General features: G+C 65.1%; 19 protein-coding genes. 5 read left to right on the forward strand and 14 right to left on the reverse strand.

Features of this window, described 5'->3' with window-relative positions; all coding sequences use genetic code 11:
* Window positions 1–2: 2 nt before the first annotated feature.
* Genes JIP62_RS12410 through JIP62_RS12425 form a run of 4 tightly spaced genes read right to left on the reverse strand, consistent with a single transcriptional unit; the run spans window position 3 to window position 4,886 of the window.
* Window positions 3–2,216, reverse strand: a complete 2,214-nt coding sequence (locus tag JIP62_RS12410; protein ID WP_201102477.1) for a chemotaxis protein CheA — start codon at window positions 2,214–2,216, stop codon at window positions 3–5.
* Between the two features lie 8 nt (window positions 2,217–2,224).
* A complete protein-coding gene (locus JIP62_RS12415) occupies window positions 2,225–2,590 on the reverse strand; it encodes a response regulator (RefSeq protein ID WP_201102478.1) in 366 nt (121 codons plus the stop codon).
* Window positions 2,587–2,856 carry an anti-sigma factor antagonist gene (locus JIP62_RS12420; protein ID WP_201102479.1) on the reverse strand — a complete coding sequence of 90 codons (270 nt, stop codon included), beginning with the start codon at window positions 2,854–2,856 and terminating at the stop codon, window positions 2,587–2,589. Before JIP62_RS12420 ends, JIP62_RS12415 begins: the two co-directional genes overlap by 4 nt.
* The gene (locus JIP62_RS12425; protein ID WP_230974751.1) at window positions 2,856–4,886 is read right to left on the reverse strand and encodes a methyl-accepting chemotaxis protein; all 2,031 of its coding nucleotides are present in this window, start codon (window positions 4,884–4,886) and stop codon (window positions 2,856–2,858) included. The genes JIP62_RS12420 and JIP62_RS12425 overlap by 1 nt, the downstream gene beginning before the upstream one ends.
* Before the next feature lie 188 nt (window positions 4,887–5,074).
* On the opposite strand from JIP62_RS12425, the gene JIP62_RS12430 reads away from it, so the two are divergent.
* A complete protein-coding gene (locus JIP62_RS12430) occupies window positions 5,075–5,557 on the forward strand; it encodes a MarR family winged helix-turn-helix transcriptional regulator (protein ID WP_201102480.1) in 483 nt (160 codons plus the stop codon).
* Between the two features lie 35 nt (window positions 5,558–5,592).
* Here JIP62_RS12430 and JIP62_RS12435 read toward each other — a convergent pair whose 3' ends face one another.
* From JIP62_RS12435 to moaA, 7 genes are all read right to left on the reverse strand, one after another.
* A complete protein-coding gene (locus tag JIP62_RS12435; protein ID WP_201102481.1) occupies window positions 5,593–6,000 on the reverse strand; it encodes a winged helix-turn-helix domain-containing protein in 408 nt (135 codons plus the stop codon).
* A 68-nt stretch (window positions 6,001–6,068) separates the two neighbouring features.
* Window positions 6,069–7,259, reverse strand: a complete 1,191-nt coding sequence (locus tag JIP62_RS12440; protein ID WP_201102482.1) for a molybdopterin molybdotransferase MoeA — start codon at window positions 7,257–7,259, stop codon at window positions 6,069–6,071.
* Window positions 7,256–7,738 carry a cyclic pyranopterin monophosphate synthase MoaC gene (moaC, locus tag JIP62_RS12445; RefSeq protein ID WP_201102483.1) on the reverse strand — a complete coding sequence of 161 codons (483 nt, stop codon included), beginning with the start codon at window positions 7,736–7,738 and terminating at the stop codon, window positions 7,256–7,258. Before moaC ends, JIP62_RS12440 begins: the two co-directional genes overlap by 4 nt.
* The gene (moaB, locus tag JIP62_RS12450) at window positions 7,738–8,304 is read right to left on the reverse strand and encodes a molybdenum cofactor biosynthesis protein B (RefSeq protein WP_201102484.1); all 567 of its coding nucleotides are present in this window, start codon (window positions 8,302–8,304) and stop codon (window positions 7,738–7,740) included. The genes moaC and moaB overlap by 1 nt, the downstream gene beginning before the upstream one ends.
* Complete coding sequence (locus JIP62_RS12455) at window positions 8,301–8,795, reverse strand: molybdenum cofactor biosynthesis protein MoaE (protein WP_201102485.1); 495 nt, start codon at window positions 8,793–8,795, stop codon at window positions 8,301–8,303. The genes moaB and JIP62_RS12455 overlap by 4 nt, the downstream gene beginning before the upstream one ends.
* A gap of 2 nt (window positions 8,796–8,797) precedes the next feature.
* Complete coding sequence (locus JIP62_RS12460) at window positions 8,798–9,052, reverse strand: MoaD/ThiS family protein (RefSeq protein ID WP_201102486.1); 255 nt, start codon at window positions 9,050–9,052, stop codon at window positions 8,798–8,800.
* Between the two features lies 1 nt (window position 9,053).
* A complete protein-coding gene (moaA, locus tag JIP62_RS12465; RefSeq protein WP_201102487.1) occupies window positions 9,054–10,097 on the reverse strand; it encodes a GTP 3',8-cyclase MoaA in 1,044 nt (347 codons plus the stop codon).
* Window positions 10,098–10,141: 44 nt separating this feature from the next.
* On the opposite strand from moaA, the gene modA reads away from it, so the two are divergent.
* The 4 genes from modA to JIP62_RS12485 all read left to right on the forward strand — a co-directional run bounded on the left by modA (window position 10,142) and on the right by JIP62_RS12485 (window position 12,708).
* Window positions 10,142–10,894 (forward strand): molybdate ABC transporter substrate-binding protein, encoded by a 753-nt coding sequence (gene modA, locus JIP62_RS12470; protein ID WP_201102488.1) that lies wholly within the window; start codon window positions 10,142–10,144, stop codon window positions 10,892–10,894.
* Window positions 10,894–11,589, forward strand: coding sequence for a molybdate ABC transporter permease subunit (gene modB, locus JIP62_RS12475; RefSeq protein WP_201102489.1), 696 nt, complete (start codon window positions 10,894–10,896; stop codon window positions 11,587–11,589). The genes modA and modB overlap by 1 nt, the downstream gene beginning before the upstream one ends.
* Window positions 11,586–12,212 carry an ATP-binding cassette domain-containing protein gene (locus tag JIP62_RS12480; RefSeq protein ID WP_201102490.1) on the forward strand — a complete coding sequence of 209 codons (627 nt, stop codon included), beginning with the start codon at window positions 11,586–11,588 and terminating at the stop codon, window positions 12,210–12,212. The genes modB and JIP62_RS12480 overlap by 4 nt, the downstream gene beginning before the upstream one ends.
* Before the next feature lie 217 nt (window positions 12,213–12,429).
* Entirely contained in the window at window positions 12,430–12,708 is a 279-nt protein-coding gene (locus JIP62_RS12485; protein ID WP_201102491.1) for a hypothetical protein, read from the forward strand.
* Here the strand turns inward: JIP62_RS12485 and JIP62_RS12490 are convergent.
* The 3 genes from JIP62_RS12490 to JIP62_RS12500 form a co-directional block, all read right to left on the reverse strand.
* Window positions 12,705–13,274 carry a recombinase family protein gene (locus tag JIP62_RS12490; RefSeq protein WP_201102492.1) on the reverse strand — a complete coding sequence of 190 codons (570 nt, stop codon included), beginning with the start codon at window positions 13,272–13,274 and terminating at the stop codon, window positions 12,705–12,707. The two genes, JIP62_RS12485 and JIP62_RS12490, sit on opposite strands and share 4 nt — an antisense overlap.
* A 150-nt stretch (window positions 13,275–13,424) precedes the next feature.
* Entirely contained in the window at window positions 13,425–14,216 is a 792-nt protein-coding gene (locus JIP62_RS12495) for a DUF5677 domain-containing protein (RefSeq protein ID WP_201102493.1), read from the reverse strand.
* Window positions 14,217–14,511: 295 nt separating this feature from the next.
* Window positions 14,512–15,315: a hypothetical protein gene (locus JIP62_RS12500; protein ID WP_201102494.1), complete on the reverse strand. Its 804-nt coding sequence runs from the start codon at window positions 15,313–15,315 to the stop codon at window positions 14,512–14,514.
* Between the last annotated feature and the right edge of the window lie 163 nt (window positions 15,316–15,478).

The following is a 15,478-nucleotide window of genomic DNA, read 5'->3' on the forward strand; positions in this document are numbered from 1 at the left end:
ACTCAGATGGCCTGTGCCTGTGCCTGTTGCAGCGATCGCGGTGCCGCACGTCTCCGGCTGGCGATCAGTCCGTCGACATCCAGGATCAGGGCCACGCGGCCGTCCCCCAGGATCGTGGCGGCTGCCACGCCTTCAACCTGTCGGTAGTTCTGCTCCAGGCTCTTGATGACGACCTGTCGCTGGCCCTGGATGGCGTCGACCCGCAGGGCCGCCAGCCCGCCCAGTTCACTTTCGACCAGCAGGGTAACGCCGCCGGCCGGGCCATCGGGGCCGCTGCGCCAGCCCAGGGACGGGGCGACATCGATCAGGGGGACGTGCAGTCCGCGCACGGACAGGACGGTCCCTTCCGGCCCCAGCCTGCGAATGTCGATGGCCTTGGGCTGCAGGCTCTCGACGATCACATTGATCGGGACGACCAGGGTGTGATCGCCCACCGTGACCACCATGCCGTCCAGGACGGCCAGGGTCAGGGGCAGGCTGAGCGTGAACACAGACCCTTCGCCCGGACGGGAGGTGATGACAATCCGCCCCCCCAGCGCCTGGATCGACCGCTTGACGACATCCATGCCGACACCCCGGCCGGAAATGTCCGAGATGGCCTGCGCGGTCGAAAAGCCGGGGGCAAAGATCAGGTTGTCGACCTCCTCATCCGACAGCAGGGCGTCGGACGAGACGATGCCGCGATCGATCGCGATGGCGCGCACCCGCTCGCGGTCGATCCCTCGACCGTCGTCGGCCACCTCGATGATGATCCGTCCCGACCGATGCTGCGCGCTCAGCCGGACTGTACCCTCTTCCGTCTTGCCGGCCGCCAGCCTGGCCGCCGGGGATTCCAGACCATGATCGATCGCATTGCGGATCATGTGGGTGATGGGCTCGGACAGGCGTTCGATAACGGTCTTGTCGACCTCTGTGCCTTCGCCTTCGGTGATCAGGCGAACCTTCTTGCCGGTGGCCGCTGCGACCTCGCGAACCAGGCGGGGCATCCGCTGAAAGACCGACTTCACCGGCTGGGCGCGGATGGCCATGACGCTGTCCTGGATTTCCCGGGTCAGCTGTTCGAGGTCATCCAGACCCAGGGCGATCGTGCTGGAGCGTGCCAGGCCAGCCTCGACCACCCGCTGAGCCAGCATGGCCTGGTTGATGACGAGCTCTCCGACCAGATCGATCAGCCGATCGACCCGCTCCAGGTCCACCCGGATCGTCGTCTGGACCAGGGCCTCGGGACGTGCCGAACCGGCGGCCGTGGCCTCGCTTTCGGCAACGGGGGCTTCGATCACTGGGGGAGGGATCGGGCCTATGGGCGCGGGCGAGGAAGAGGTCTCGGCATCGGAGGCTGTGCTCGCCTCGCGCATCAGCCGATCCAGCAGCTGTTCGGGTGTCTCGCCGTGAGGAGCCACCAGCTCAGAGCCGTCGTCCTCGTTCAGGCTCAGGGGTGATACTTCCGCCAGGCCATTGTCCTGCGCGATGTGCAGATCGCAGTCGCCCTGAACGAACTCGAACACCTCTCGAATCTGGTCCTCATCGACGTCTGATCCGGCGAGGAGGTGAACCACCCAGGTCAGGGCCGGCTCGGCGACATCCTTGTGCTCCAGGCCCGGCACCTCATCCGGGTCCACCACGACACGGGCCGTACCCAGACGCTCCAACTCGCGGATGAGCAGGATGGCGTCATTGGCATTGCGATAGAGGGCGGCGGCGGGTTTGAACGTAACGGTCCACTCGGCCGGGGATGTCGGATCCGCGATCTGCGGTTCGTCGATGTCCAGGCTCAATTTCTGCGGGACGAAGGCGATGTCCTCGTCCGGCTCGGCGTCGAGCGACAAGGGGTCTGCACCGGTGAAGCGCTGCAGATCGGCAATGATGACGGCGGCATTGGCGGCATCCACCGCTGGCCCGCCCTTGGCCATGGTGACATGGTCGGCCAAAGCATCTGCGGCGCGCAGCAGGACGGCCACGATCCCCGGCTCGATCGGCAGCTTGCCGCTGCGGACGTCGTCGAGGGTGGTCTCGAACACATGCGCGAACCGCACCAGTTCATCCAGACCGAACGCGCCGGCCCCGCCCTTGACCGAATGCACGGCGCGGAACACGGCGTTGACCGTCTCGTCATTGCCGGTGCCGTCCTGCAGGCTCAGCAGTCCGCTTTCCAGATCGCCGAGCAGCTCGTCGCATTCCTGAAAGAATGTCGCCCGGATGGCCTCCATCGGATCCATGGCCAACCTCAGGCAGCGACCCGACGCACGGCGTCGACCAATTTGACGGGGTCGAAAGGTTTGACGATCCATCCGGTCGCACCCGCCGATCGGGCGCGCTGCTTCTTCTCCTGATCGCTTTCAGTGGTGAGGACCAGGATGGGCACGGCACCGTGGCGCGCGGACCGGCGCACGCCTTCGATGAAGCCGAAGCCGTCGAGGTTCGGCATGTTGATGTCGGTGATGATGACGTCCGGCGTGCTGTCGTTCAGCACCTCCAGCCCGTGGACACCATCGACCGCCTGCACCACGGTAAAACTGGCATCGGTCAGGGCCAGTCGGAGCATGTCCCGCATGGTCCGGCTGTCATCGACGGTCAGAACGATCTTGCTCACGCAGCTTCTCCGATCCCAAGATTGAGATTCAGGCGGTCGAACACCTCGACAAGGGCGTGCGAGGGATCGACGATCCGCAGCGTCAGCCCGTCCTCACGCCAGGTCCGAAACGACGCCAGCAACAGCTCGACACCAAGGCCGTTGACCCGCTCGACCTCCTCTCCGAAGAGATCCAGGTCATGGCCCCTCATCGACAGGATCTGCGACTTGATCGGATCCAGCGCGTGGCCTTCCAGCCGTTTCGGCAGATTGAGTACAGCGCCCATCAGAACTCCTCCCATTCCGCTTCGCTGGTCGCCTTCAGGGCCAGAGATCCATGCGTGCGAGGCGCGGGGGCCTGGCGTTTGGCGAACTCGGCAATCCGTCCTTGAGAGTCGGCCAGGGCAGGGTTGGACGTCATCGGTGTCCGATTGGAGGACCGGGCAGCGGCGTCGCGGATACCGGAGACCTGGAAGCGGCCCACGAGCTTGGCCAACTGGTCCGTCTCCTGGGTCAGGCTATGGCTTGCCGCCGTGGACTGCTCGACCATGGCCGCATTCTGCTGGGTCGCCTGATCCATCTGATTGACGGCCGTGTTGATCTGGCTGAGCGCGGTGGATTGCTCCTGGGCCGATGCGGTGATCTCGGCCATCAGACCGTTGATCTCCAGAACGCGGCCGACGATGGCCGTCAGCGCTTCGCCCGTCTGACCCACCAGGGTGACGCCGGTCTTGACCTGCTGGGTGGAGGCCGAGATCAGCGACTTGATCTCCTTGGCCGCCTCGGCCGAGCGCTGAGCCAGGGCGCGCACCTCGGATGCGACGACGGCAAAGCCGCGCCCTGCATCCCCGGCCCGTGCCGCCTCGACCCCGGCGTTCAGCGCCAGCAGATTGGTCTGGAAGGCGATTTCGTCGATGACGCCAATGATCTGACTGATCTGGGTGGCAGACGATTCGATGGCATCCATCGCATCGACGGCCTTGCTGACGACCTCGCTGGAGCGTTCGGCATCGTCGCGCGCCGCGACCACAACCTCTCCCGCTCGTGACGCGCCGTCGGCGGTGCGCCGCACCGTTGCCGTGATTTCGTCGAGGGCGGCAGCCGTCTGTTCGAGGGTGGCTGCCTGCTGTTCGGTCCGCCGCGACAGATCGTCGGCCGCCTGGCTGATCTCGCTGGCCCCTGTCCGCATGGTCAGGGTGTTGGAGGCGATTTCAGACATCGCCGATTCCAACCGCTGCATCGCGCCGTTGAAATCCGTCTTCAGTTGCTCGTAGTCGCCATCGAAGGCCGAGTTGATCCGGGCCGTCAGATTGCCATCCGCAACGTCGGCCAGAGCGCGCGCGGTTTCGCTGACGACGAAGGCCTGAGCCTTCTCGGCCTTCTCCCTTTCCTCCTCGATCGCGGTGATGTTGGTGGCCATCTTGACCACCTTCACCGGCAGGCCGTCGTTGCCCATGACCGGGCAGTAGGTCGCCAGCAGAACCAGCCGCTGGCCGGTCTTGTCGTAGCGGGTGAACTTCTCGGTCAGGGGCCGTCCCAGGCGCAGCTGCTTCCAGAACTGGCGGTAGTCGTCGCTGGCGGCATAGTCCTTGTCCAGGAACAGGCGGTGATGCTGACCGACGACCTCGTCGAGGTCGTAGCGCATCGTTTTCAGAAACAGGGGATTGGCGGTCAGGATCCGCCCATCCATGTCGAACTCGATGGTGGCCTGGGACTGATCGAGGGCCTGCACGATGCCTTGCATGGTCTGCATCAGACGCTCGTTTTCCTCACGGGCCTGTGCGCTTGCCGCCTCGGCCTCGGCGCGGGCGTTCTCGGCGGCCTGTAGGTACAGCGAGATGACGAAGTCCATGTCCAGCATGGCGGCCTTCATCACCGCAGCCAGGGTCGAGCCCAGGCCGTCACCCGCGTCGGACCGGCCAAAGCGTTTGCGGCGCGCCTCGTGGTCCTTGACGATGGCCTTGACCAGCCCGTCCAGCACCAGAGCATAGCCGCCGATATACCACCGCGGCTCCAGTCCGATCCGGGCATGGGTCGAGCCTATCCGCTGGACACCTTCGACATAGCCGCGATCGAATGCGCCCGATGCGATGATGGACCAGTGCCGCGCCTGGGCACCCTTGGCTCCCGAGATATGACTTTCGCTGCCGAACAATTTGGCCACTTCGGGAAAGCGCCGAACCTGATCGTAGAAGGCGTCGAGACTGGCCGGCAGTGCCTGCTCGATGACGGGCTTGGCCCTGGCGAGGGCCGACTGGGCTTCCTGGTCCAGTGCGATAAAGGCAAGACGTTCTTGAAGGGCGAGTGTGTCGGACATGCCAGGGACCCCGAGGGTTGGTTTATGTCCGCACTCTGAGCGATACGACCTAAGCGAGCGTTAGACTTCGTTGATACAATCAAATGCTACAGGTTGTAGTGATTTCGCTTTGTAACGATCGGTAGGCTTTCTTTCGCATTTGGGGGCGCAATCAGAGGTGTACGATTCCGTATCTTGGGGGTGCTACCATGGCGATCGGCGGTCAGAGGACCGAGCCGCCCTTGTCCAGTACAGAGGTGCTGAAGTTCCTGGCGGCGGCGGATGCGCTGCAGTCCGTCAACAGCGGTATGCGCGACACCAGAATGAGAGCCTTGCGCCTGATCCATGCGTCCGGACGGCGCGGCACCAGCCAGGCCGCGATAGCCGGTGAACTGGCCCTGTCCCATGCCTGTGTGTCCAGGCTGTGCGACGAGCTGGAGAATGAAGGTCTCATCGTCCGGGAATCCCATCAGTTCGATCGCCGGATGAAGACGCTGCACTTGTCCGACAAGGGTATGCAGCAGGTCGACCACTGTGACCGCGCCACCCAGGCCAAGGCAGCAGCCGTCATTCCCGACATGGCGTCTATGGAAATGGATTCGATGGTGGGAATCCTGCAGCAGATGATTGCCCAGCTGCAGACGCATCCCTGCACCCTGCTTTGTCAGCAGTGCATTTTCGGGGGCTGCTGATCTCGCCTGTCGAGGCGTCCTGGCTGGACAGCCCTTCAGGTCTCGACGCCGCGAGGGTTACCGCCATCGGCCGCCGCGATCGGATGAGCCCGCAGATTCTCGCAGATGTCGGCAAAGGCCGGGTCGTCACGCACGGTCTCGAGCAGGCGCGTCTCCAGCCTGCGATAGGCGGCCAGGACTTGCTCGCCGAGAGGAGTAAGGGCGGCACCCTGTGCTGAGCCCCCGCGCCGCGTGGCGACCAGCGGCTCGCGCCAGCAACGGTTCATCTCATCGACCAGCGCCCAGCAGCGCTTGTAGCTGATGCCCAGGGCCCGTCCTGATGCAGAAATGGAGCCGTAGGCCTGGATGGCCTCCAGGACGGCCGCCTTGCCGGGCCCGATGGCACGGACTTGGCCGCTCATGATCCGCACCCGAAGTTCGACGGGACCGATGGTGGCCAGCATGGGGTAATCCTTCGTGTTCCGAGCACCGAGGTCGGGTCTGCGCGGCGAAAGCGCCAACCGATCAGGCTCTAGGTCGCCCAAATGGGCCGCGTCACATGAACCTTGGCCCCTGCAGCAAGAGGGGGCGCGTGAGGAAGCCGCCTAACCAGGGCGTTGGCGGCCGCCATGACCGTCACCAGTGAGGAATCCTGATCATTCAGGACCCGGACCCGACCCTCAGAGACCAGAGCGCGCATATAATGTTCGCGCGGGCCGTTGGCCGGCAGGTCGGTGTCCAGAATGGCCGCTTCCAGTGGTTCGGCCCAGGCGATCCCCTGCAGGCCCGCCAGAACGGGCGCCAGAAACAGCTCCGCGCAGACCAGGGCCGACGCCGGGTTTCCCGGCAGGCCCAGCACCGGGCGTCCGTCGCCAAGATGGCCGAACCAGGTCGGCTTTCCGGGGCGAACGGCAATGCCCTCGACGACAAGTTGAGCCCCGGCAGATTTCAGGGCGGGCTTGACGCGGTCATGGTCGCCGACCGAGGCACCGCCGATGGTCACCAGAAGGTCGAAGGGCCGAGAGGCCACCGCTTCCAGAATGGCCGCGTCCGTATCCCGTGCTCGCGGCAGTGCGACGGGTAGGCCGCCGCAGCGGGCAATGAAGGCCGCAAGGGCCGGCGTACAGGTGTCATAAATATGCCGATCGCCCGCCGCATCCCCCGGCGCGACGAGCTCGTCGCCGGTTGAAAGCAGGCCGACCCGTGGCCGAGACGTGCACGTCACCGTCGCTCTGCCGGCGGAGGCGGCCAGGGCGATGCGCCAGGGGTTGAGGCGCAAGCCCGCCTCCAACAAACCATCCTGGGCGCGGAAATCACCGCCGCGCGGACGCACATAGGCAGGCGCGTCAGCGAGGTCGTCCAGGACGACGGTCATCCCCGTGCGCCTGGCCTGTTCCTGGATGACGACCCGGTCCGCACCGGGGGGCAGGGCCGCGCCGGTGAAGATCCTTACGGCCTCACCGGGGCCGATGTGTGCGCCTGCATCGTGGCCCGCCGCGCTTTCCCCGACGATGCTGAGCGCGGCGCCCGATACGGCATCGACTGTGCGCACCGCCCAGCCGTCCATGGCCGAGGCGTCATAGGGTGGCTGGTCGCGGATGGCCGTTACCGGTTCGGCTAGAACCCGACCGTCCGCGGCCTCCAGGGGCACCTCCTCGGCGCCCAGAGGGGCCAGTGCCTGCAGCATGCGTGACCGGGCCTCAGCGGGAGTGGGCAGGCTCATGGGCGCGCCCAATCGCCACTGGCCCCACCGGTCTTGTCGACCAGCTGGATGTCCGCCAGCGTCATGCCGCGATCGACCGCCTTGAGCATGTCGTAGAGGGTCAGCAAGGCAGCACTGACCGCCGTCAGCGCCTCCATCTCTACCCCGGTCGGCCCCCGGGTTTTGACCGTGGCGGTGGCCGTCAGTCCGGAGCCGTCCTCAGTCGGCTCGATCGTGACCTTGACCGAGGACAGCAGCAGCGGATGGCACATGGGAATGAGGTCCGACGTCCGTTTGGCCGCCATGACGCCGGCAATCTCTGCGACCGCCCGCACATCGCCCTTGCGCCCTTCGCCGGACAGGGCCAGGCGAAGCGTATCGGGACCCATGCACAACCGGCCTCGGGCTACGGCCTGCCGATGCGTGTCGGCCTTGTCCGACACATCGACCATCCGCGCACGGCCATCAGCGTCGATATGGGTAAGTCCGGGGCCAGGCATCAGGCTTCGTCCAGGCGCGGCATCAGTTCGACCATGTTGCAAGGGCGGTGTCGGCTGTCGAGCTGCCAGCGGATCACCTTGTCCCACCCATCCCGCACGGCTCCGTTCGATCCGGGCAGGCAGAAGACGAATACGCCGTCGATCAGGCCGGCGGTCGCCCGCGACTGAAGGGTGCTCAATCCGATCGACTGATAGCTGACCTGGTGGAAGATGACCGAGAAGCCATCGATCCGTTTGTCGAACAGGGGCTCGAGCGCCTCGGGCGTCACGTCCCGCCCGGTCAGGCCGGTACCCCCGGTGGTGATGATCGCGTCGACCTGTCCTGATGCGATCCAGGCTTTCACCGCCGCCCGGATCGCCGTGACGTCGTCCGGCACGATGGCCTTCAGGTCGCAGACATGGCCGGCCTGCCGAATGCGATCCACCAGGATGCCGCCGGAGGTGTCGCTCTCCTCGTCCCGGGTATCGGAAATCGTAAGCACGGCCAGCCGGATCGGAATGAACGGCAGGTCCACAAGGCGGCCGCCGGGCGCGGGCGGCTGAAGATCGGCGAGGGCGTCGGTCATGAAGGCTCCTGGCTCCAGCGGGCGAGGTCGGCAAGGTCGCGGGGGCGCGGTTCGATCCACCGTCGTCCGTCCGGGCCGTCCTCCCGCTTCCAGAACGGTGCCCTTGTCTTGAGATGGTCCATCAGAAAGTCCGCCGCCTCAAAGGCGGGACGGCGATGGACGGCGGCGACAGCCACGAAGACGATGGCCTCTCCAACGGGGATCTCGCCCCAACGGTGCCAGACCGAGACATCGTCGATATCGAACCGGCTGCGGGCCTCGTCAGCCATCTCGACCATCACCTTTTCCGTGAACCCCGGATAGGCGTCGAGGGTCAGCTGTCCCGCCGCCACGCCATCGGTGGTGCTCCGGGCCAGTCCGGTGAAGATGACCACGGCCCCGACATGGGATCGGTCGCGATGGAAGGCCGCGGTCAGGGCGGCGACATCCAGGGCATCGCGGGTCAAGACGACCCGGCTGCCGTGCGGCGAGGGAAGGGCGTGGCCGGCCATGGTCATCCCCCTCCGACCGGCGAGCCGAAGGCGATTTCATCCTGGATATCGAGAGGACGGTCCTCGCCCCTCAGGCTGGCCGGGATCAGGGCGTGATTGAGGATCACCAGGGTCGAGGCGTCGGACAACAGTGCGCTCAGCTGCGGATCGTCGGCGGCAATCATGGCCTTGAGCGCACCTAGCGTCTCGCCCGGCACGGTCTTTTCGCTCCAGCCTGCGGCATCGCCAATGGTCCCGAACAGTCTTACCTGCGGCAACTCACCCTCCTGTCGCGGACATGGTCCGGGGCGAGGCCGGCGGCGCGCCCGGTCGGTCTATGCGGAAATCATGCCCCTTGGGCTTGCGGTCGACGGCAGAGCGGATGGCGGCGCGCACGGGCGCGTCGTCGCCGGGGTTCGCTCGCAGTATGGCCCGCAGATCGGCGCGATCTTCCTGGCCCAGGCAAAGATAAAGCTGCCCCGTGCAGGTGACGCGAACCCGGTTGCAAGCCTCGCAGAAGACATGGGTGAGAGGGGTGATGAACCCGAGCTCGCCGCCGGTTTCCTGGACCTGCACATATTGGGCGGGACCGGCCGTCCGTTTCGCCGACGGTGTCAAAGTCCAGCGGCGCGCCAGATCCTTCCGAACATCTGCGAGCGACAGGAACTGGTCGGTCCGGTCGGCCTCGATCTCGCCCATCGGCATGGTCTCGATGAGGGTCAGTGCCATGCCCAGGCTGTGCGCCCACTGAATCAGGTCCGGCAGTTCGCGCGCATTATCGTTCTTCAGCGCCACCACATTGATCTTGACGGCCAGTCCCGCCGACCGCGCCGCCTCAAGACCGGCCAGAACCTGGTTGAGATCGCCGCCTCGCGTCAGGCGGCGATAGGTGTCGGCATCCAGGGTGTCGAGCGAGACATTGATCCGGCGCACGCCACAGGCAGCCAGGGCATCGGCGTGCTGGGCCAGGCGCGTGCCATTGGTGGTCAGGGTCAACTCTTCCAGCGCCCCGGTCCGCAGTCGGGTCGAAAGGCTGGAGACCAGATCCATGAAACCCTTGCGGACCAAGGGCTCGCCTCCCGTGAGGCGCAGGGTGCGGCAACCCAGATCGATGAAGGCTCCGCAAAGGCGGTCCAGTTCGTCCAGGCTCAGCATCTCCGCCTTCGGCAGGAAGGCAGGATGCTCGGCCATGCAGTAGAGACAGCGCAGGTCGCAGCGGTCGGTCACCGAAACACGGACATAGCGGATCGTCCGACCGAACGGGTCGATCAGGGGGGCGGGACCCCCTCGGATCAGCTTGTCAGACTGGTAGACGACCGTCATGTTCCACAGACTATAACGGAAACCTGCAACAGGCGCGCATTTTGATGCCGAGGTCGATCTGGATCGCTGCAGGCGTTCTGCTGGCCCTGGTGACAGGCATGGGCTGCTCGCCGCGCAGTGCCCCACCCGTCACCGTTTTTGCGGCGGCCTCATTGACCGATGCCCTGACGGAGATCGCCACCGACTATGGGCGGGATACCGGCGTGCGGGTCAGACTGTCCTTCGGGTCGAGCGGAGCGCTCGCGCGGCAGATCGAGGCCGGGGCACCCGCCGATGTGGTCATCCTCGCCGACCGCGCCTGGATGCTGCGGTTGTCGCGGTCCGGACTCTTGGCGGAAGCCCCCGGTGCCCTGCTGGGCAATCGGCTGGTCGTGATCGCGCCGGCAGCAGCCGCCGTCGGCCCCGATCCATTTTTGGCGCTTGGAAAGGGAAACCGGCTCGTGATCGGTGACCCCGACAGTGTTCCCGCCGGGGCCTATGCCAAGGCCTGGCTTGAAGGCTCCGGACGCTGGTCCTGGGTTCAGAGCCGGGTGGTCTATGGTGCCGACGTCAGGGCGGTACGCGCCTTTGTGGCACGGGGCGAGGCGGCCTTCGGGATCGTCTATCGCAGCGACGCGGTCGGCCAGAACGCGGTGAGGGCGGTCCTGGAGCCCGCGCCGGACCAGTATCCGGAAATCGTCTATCCGGCGGCGGCGGTGCGGGGTGCCAGCAACCAGGCTCTCGACTTCCTGGATCATCTCAGAGGCCCGGCCGCTGCTGCAGTTTTCGAGCGGTACGGATTTGAGCCGCTGGCCTGATGCTTGAACCGTTGACCCCCTTTGAACTCCAGGCGCTGGGACTGTCGCTGAAGGTAGCGGCCGTCGCCTTGATCGTCGTTCTGCCGCTCGGGCTGGGGCTGGGCCTTCTGCTGGCGCGGGGACGATTTCCTGGCCGATGGCTGGTCGAGGCCCTGGTCAATCTGCCCCTCGTCCTGCCGCCCGTGGTGACCGGCCTTGTTCTGCTGGTGGTGTTCGGAGCCACAGGGCCGGTCGGGCGGTTGTTGAACGATCTGTTCGGCGTGACCCTGGCTTTCCACTGGACGGGCGCGGCGCTCGCTGCCGCTCTGATGGCGCTGCCTCTGGTGGTACGGCCCCTGCGCCTGGCCTTCGAGAGTATCGATCAGGGCCTCGAAGACGCTGCCGCTGTCCTGGGTGCGCCTCCGGCGGCGGTCTTTCTGCGCGTCACCCTGCCGCTGGCGGCACCGGGCCTGGTGGCCGCCGCCTTTCTGGGCTTTGCCCGTGCCTTTGGCGAGTTCGGCGCGACTGTGACCTTTGCGGGGTCGATCCCGGGGGAGACCCAGACCCTGCCCGTTGCCATCTATGCGGCGCTTCAGCGCGCCCAGGGCGATCAGGCCGCGGTCCGACTGGCCCTGATCGCCGTGGCTGTCTCCATACTGGCCGTGATCGGATCCGAGCTGTGCAATCGCCAACTGCAGCGGGCCAGATCGGAATGAAACTGGCGTGCCAGGCCAAGGGACGGCGCGGGGCTTTCGCCTTCGACTTTGCCTTTGAAAGTCGTCATCGGGCGGTGGCGCTCGTCGGGCCGTCGGGCTGTGGCAAGACCAGCTTCCTGCATGGCTTGGCCGGGCTGCTGAAGCATGGCTCGGCCCGGATCCAGATCGACGGTGACCTTCTGCTCGATGACGGTATCGACCGGCGGCCCGCCCACCAGCGACGGATCGGCTATGTCTTTCAGGACGTGAGGCTCTTTCCGCACCTGACCGTGCGACAGAACATCGCCTTTTCTCAGCCCTATGGCGGGGATCGGTTGACCGTGGCGGAAGCCCTTCACCTGATGGATCTTGAGGGCTTCGAGGATCGACGGCCCGCCGCCCTGTCGGGAGGCGAAGCGCGCCGGGTCGCCCTGGCCCGCGCCCTGGCGGCCAAGCCGAGGCTGCTCCTGCTCGACGAGCCCTTCACCGGCCTGGATGCATCGCGCCGCGAGCGGCTGGCCCCTTATCTGATGCGGCTGCGGGACCAGGCCGACCTGCCGATGATCCTGGTGTCGCACGACCCTCGCGACCTCGATCTGATCGCCGGCGAGACCGTTGTCATGGGGGTGGGCGATCCGGGGTAGCCGTGCGATCCCGTCAGGCTGGCTCCCAGCCGGTGCCGCCCACCAACATTTGGATATGTCTTGGGAAGCAATGGTGGACGCGACAGGGGACGCTCCTGCCACGCTTCCCGGTGAGCGTTCCGAAGCGTCTTGATCGTCGATGTCGTCCATGGGAGCGGCTCTGCGGCTGGCGATGAGAGAGTCGCCAAGGCTCTGATCGGACGGGGAGAAGGTCAACGTGTGGAAGCTGGATCACGTCGTCTCTGCGTCCGATGTTGACGCCGAGGAGCAGCGGCTCGCCGAGGTGCTGGCCAAGGCTGGCTACGATGTCGGGAAGCTGTCGCTGAACGCGCTGGCCCAGCAGGTTCTGGCCGAGCGGGCGAAGGCGGTAGTGATGGCTATCGGCATCGAGCCGTCGAACTGGCCCCACTACTCGCTCGGCAACGGAGGCGTGGAAGTGCGCTTCCAGTTCCGCCGCGAGGAAGATCAGGTGAACGCGAAGCTGGCTCTGGCTTAAGCCGGGACGCTCTCCATCGAACGCTTGATGGCCATCACGGTCATGGGCGATGCACGATGGAGCCGGGCGGTGGCGCGGATGCCCTGACCGTCCCGCAACGATTTCCTGATCGCTTCCACACGGTCGTCAGGCATGGGCTTGCGACCGCTCTTCTTGGTCGTCCGACGCAGCCCCGAGAACACGCGCTCCCTATGAATGGCCCTCTCGAATTCGGCAAAAACGCCAAGCATCGAGAACATCATCCGGCCGGAGGGTGTCGAGGTGTCGAGGCCCTGCGTGTGGACGTAGAGGTCCACGTTCTTGGTTTGGATGTCGCCGAGGAAGTGGATCAGGTCAGGCAGGGATCGGCCGATCCTACAGACCGAGAAGCAAGCGATCAGATCGAAATCCCTGCGTGCGACCCCTTTCAGTAAGGCGTCGAAGCCCGGTCGTTTGTCTCGTCCCTTGGCGCCGGATATGCCCTCGTCGAGGAACGTCGCCACGATCTCCCAGTCCTGCCTCTGGGCCACGGCTCGCAGATCACGAAGTTGGTTCTCGACGGTCTGGTTTTTATCGGCCGTGCTCACACGACAATACAGGGCCACGCGCTTGGTCAGGGTGTTCTCCGATCCGGTGATTGGAGAACAGGCTCTCATGGATCGGTAGGCCGTCAATCAAATCGGCCCCGACCTCGCCGCAGATTTTGCGGTGAATAGCAGCCGTAATCACCGCACCACCTATCCGACCATCGCCAGAGCGTTGCGAACTTCGACCTCTTCACCTTCCGACATGAAGCTGTCCGGGTCGCCGCCGAACCGCACCAGCAGCTTGCGTGCGCCACGGAAGAAGGCCAGCCACACCACCTTGAGCGGGAAGGACCAATCATCGGCCGTCACCGCGTCACGCCGAGGTTGGCTGGTCGGTGTGTAGTAGGATGCCGCAGCCCGCTCACCGTGCAGGAACTGCGAAAGATAGATGTAGGCGACGTAGAGTTGGGGGTCGTGCAGGGTCTCCATCATCTGTTCGACAGACGGGGCACCCTTCAATGCCGCGTAGCCATCAGGGAACCGACGCTCGATCTCAAGTCGGAAGGCTCGAAGCTCATCACGTCGTTTCAGTCGGTCAGAGCCGTCTTGTCCTGCCTTCGCCAGATGGCCCGCCAGCCGAGCCTCCATCCGCTCTTCGCTTTCCAGCAACTGAAGCCAACGTCGTTCACGGTCGAAATGGGCGTCACAGTCAACGAGCCAAGCAGCCTTCAGGCTTGTTTCGAAGGCACCCCGCGCCGCCATCATCGCTGCGGGGAACAACACCAGATCGGTTCGTGCGAGAGCCAGCACGCCTTCCACGGACCTGATCGCGACGTTGAACAGCGGCAAGGCGGCCCGATCCGCTTCGTATCGGCCGAGTTCCGCATAGCCATCAAGCGTTCGCCCACGGGCTGAAAGGAACCGGCCGATGGCATCGTCGATGAGATCGCACGCCGCGCGTATCTCGGGGGTAGGCGCAAGGATGATGTTCGTGCTGCTCATTCGGCCAGCTTAACGACATCGGTCGCTGATCCACCAAACAGATGGAAGCGGGCACAAAATATCGATTACGCCAGCACTGCGTTTGCGGGCCGTGAAACACAGCGATTTCCACCCCCGTTTTCGAGAACGGTCGTGACGGGGTTATCGAGCGATCTTCCGGTCGATGACACCCGATCCGGCTGAAGCCTCTGTCAGGATCGGGCCGACCTCACTCCGACTATACTGCCAACTTCCAGACCGATCTGGCGGCGGACACCGTTGGAGGTCATGTGCCAACGAGGATCAGCAGGGTCGATCACGTCTTCACACTTACGGAGATCGTGATTTCGTTGATTGTGCTCGGCCGGTGCTTCGGCATTCCCGTATAGTCGAAGTTCCGCCAGCGCGTTTCGGCCTCCAGAACCTCCCCCCATGCCCTTTCGAACATCGTCGTCAGGACGAAGAAGGATGGATGGGCCGATGAGATGGATAAACCTCGCGAAGACGTCAGCGCGAGAAGGTGGGTCTCTACGGCATTTGTCTGATCGTCGAGGCTCTCGAAGATTGCCTTTCGCTGGGCGGCGCCATCTTCTGAACCAGCGATGACAGCAAACGCCTCGACGCGGCCGCCTTTCTGCGCCGCCCCAAACAATCGGCACTCTTCCTCGTAGGTCGGTCGTCCCGCCATCGGATTAGGGTCGTGGAGGATGGCTTGGGCACGTCGATAGAGTTCGCTATCCCGCCACTCCTCGATCATTGAGACCACGGTGTGGACAGGGAGCCGATCCACATCGTCTTGGAGCTTGGTCCAATCCTGCTGACCAGTTTTGCGATCATAGCTCCGCTTGATCGGCGCAGCGCGATGTCTCCTAAAGGCTTCGACTTCCGATGCTGGATACCAAGCGGTTCCGCCTGTGGGGCTGGTCGTAGATCGGTAGTAGGCCGGGCCGCTGCCGATGCCCTCGGAATCCGGCATGGCCAGATTCGCGAGAGTGCCCTGACTGACATCGAGATCGGCCGCCGCTTCTGCTCGGGTGCGAAGCTGGTGCTCGGGGATGCCGAGAAGCGCAGCGAGCGCGGCTTTAGTGATCGACCGATAGGGGGAAGCTTCGTCGGACATTCGCCCAACCTCGCACTTCGAAGCTTTCAATCAGGTTTCAGAGCGGCCCCGAGTGAGAACTCGGAAGCCAATGTGAGAACCCGGAAGCTTAAGTGAAAATCCGTCCTTCGGACATCATTTCCCCGTCCTCGACCGCAATGCCGCCAGACATCACAACGCTCTC

It is taken from the genome of Brevundimonas vitisensis (assembly GCF_016656965.1).
In the GTDB taxonomy this organism is placed as follows: Bacteria; Pseudomonadota; Alphaproteobacteria; order Caulobacterales; family Caulobacteraceae; genus Brevundimonas; species Brevundimonas vitisensis.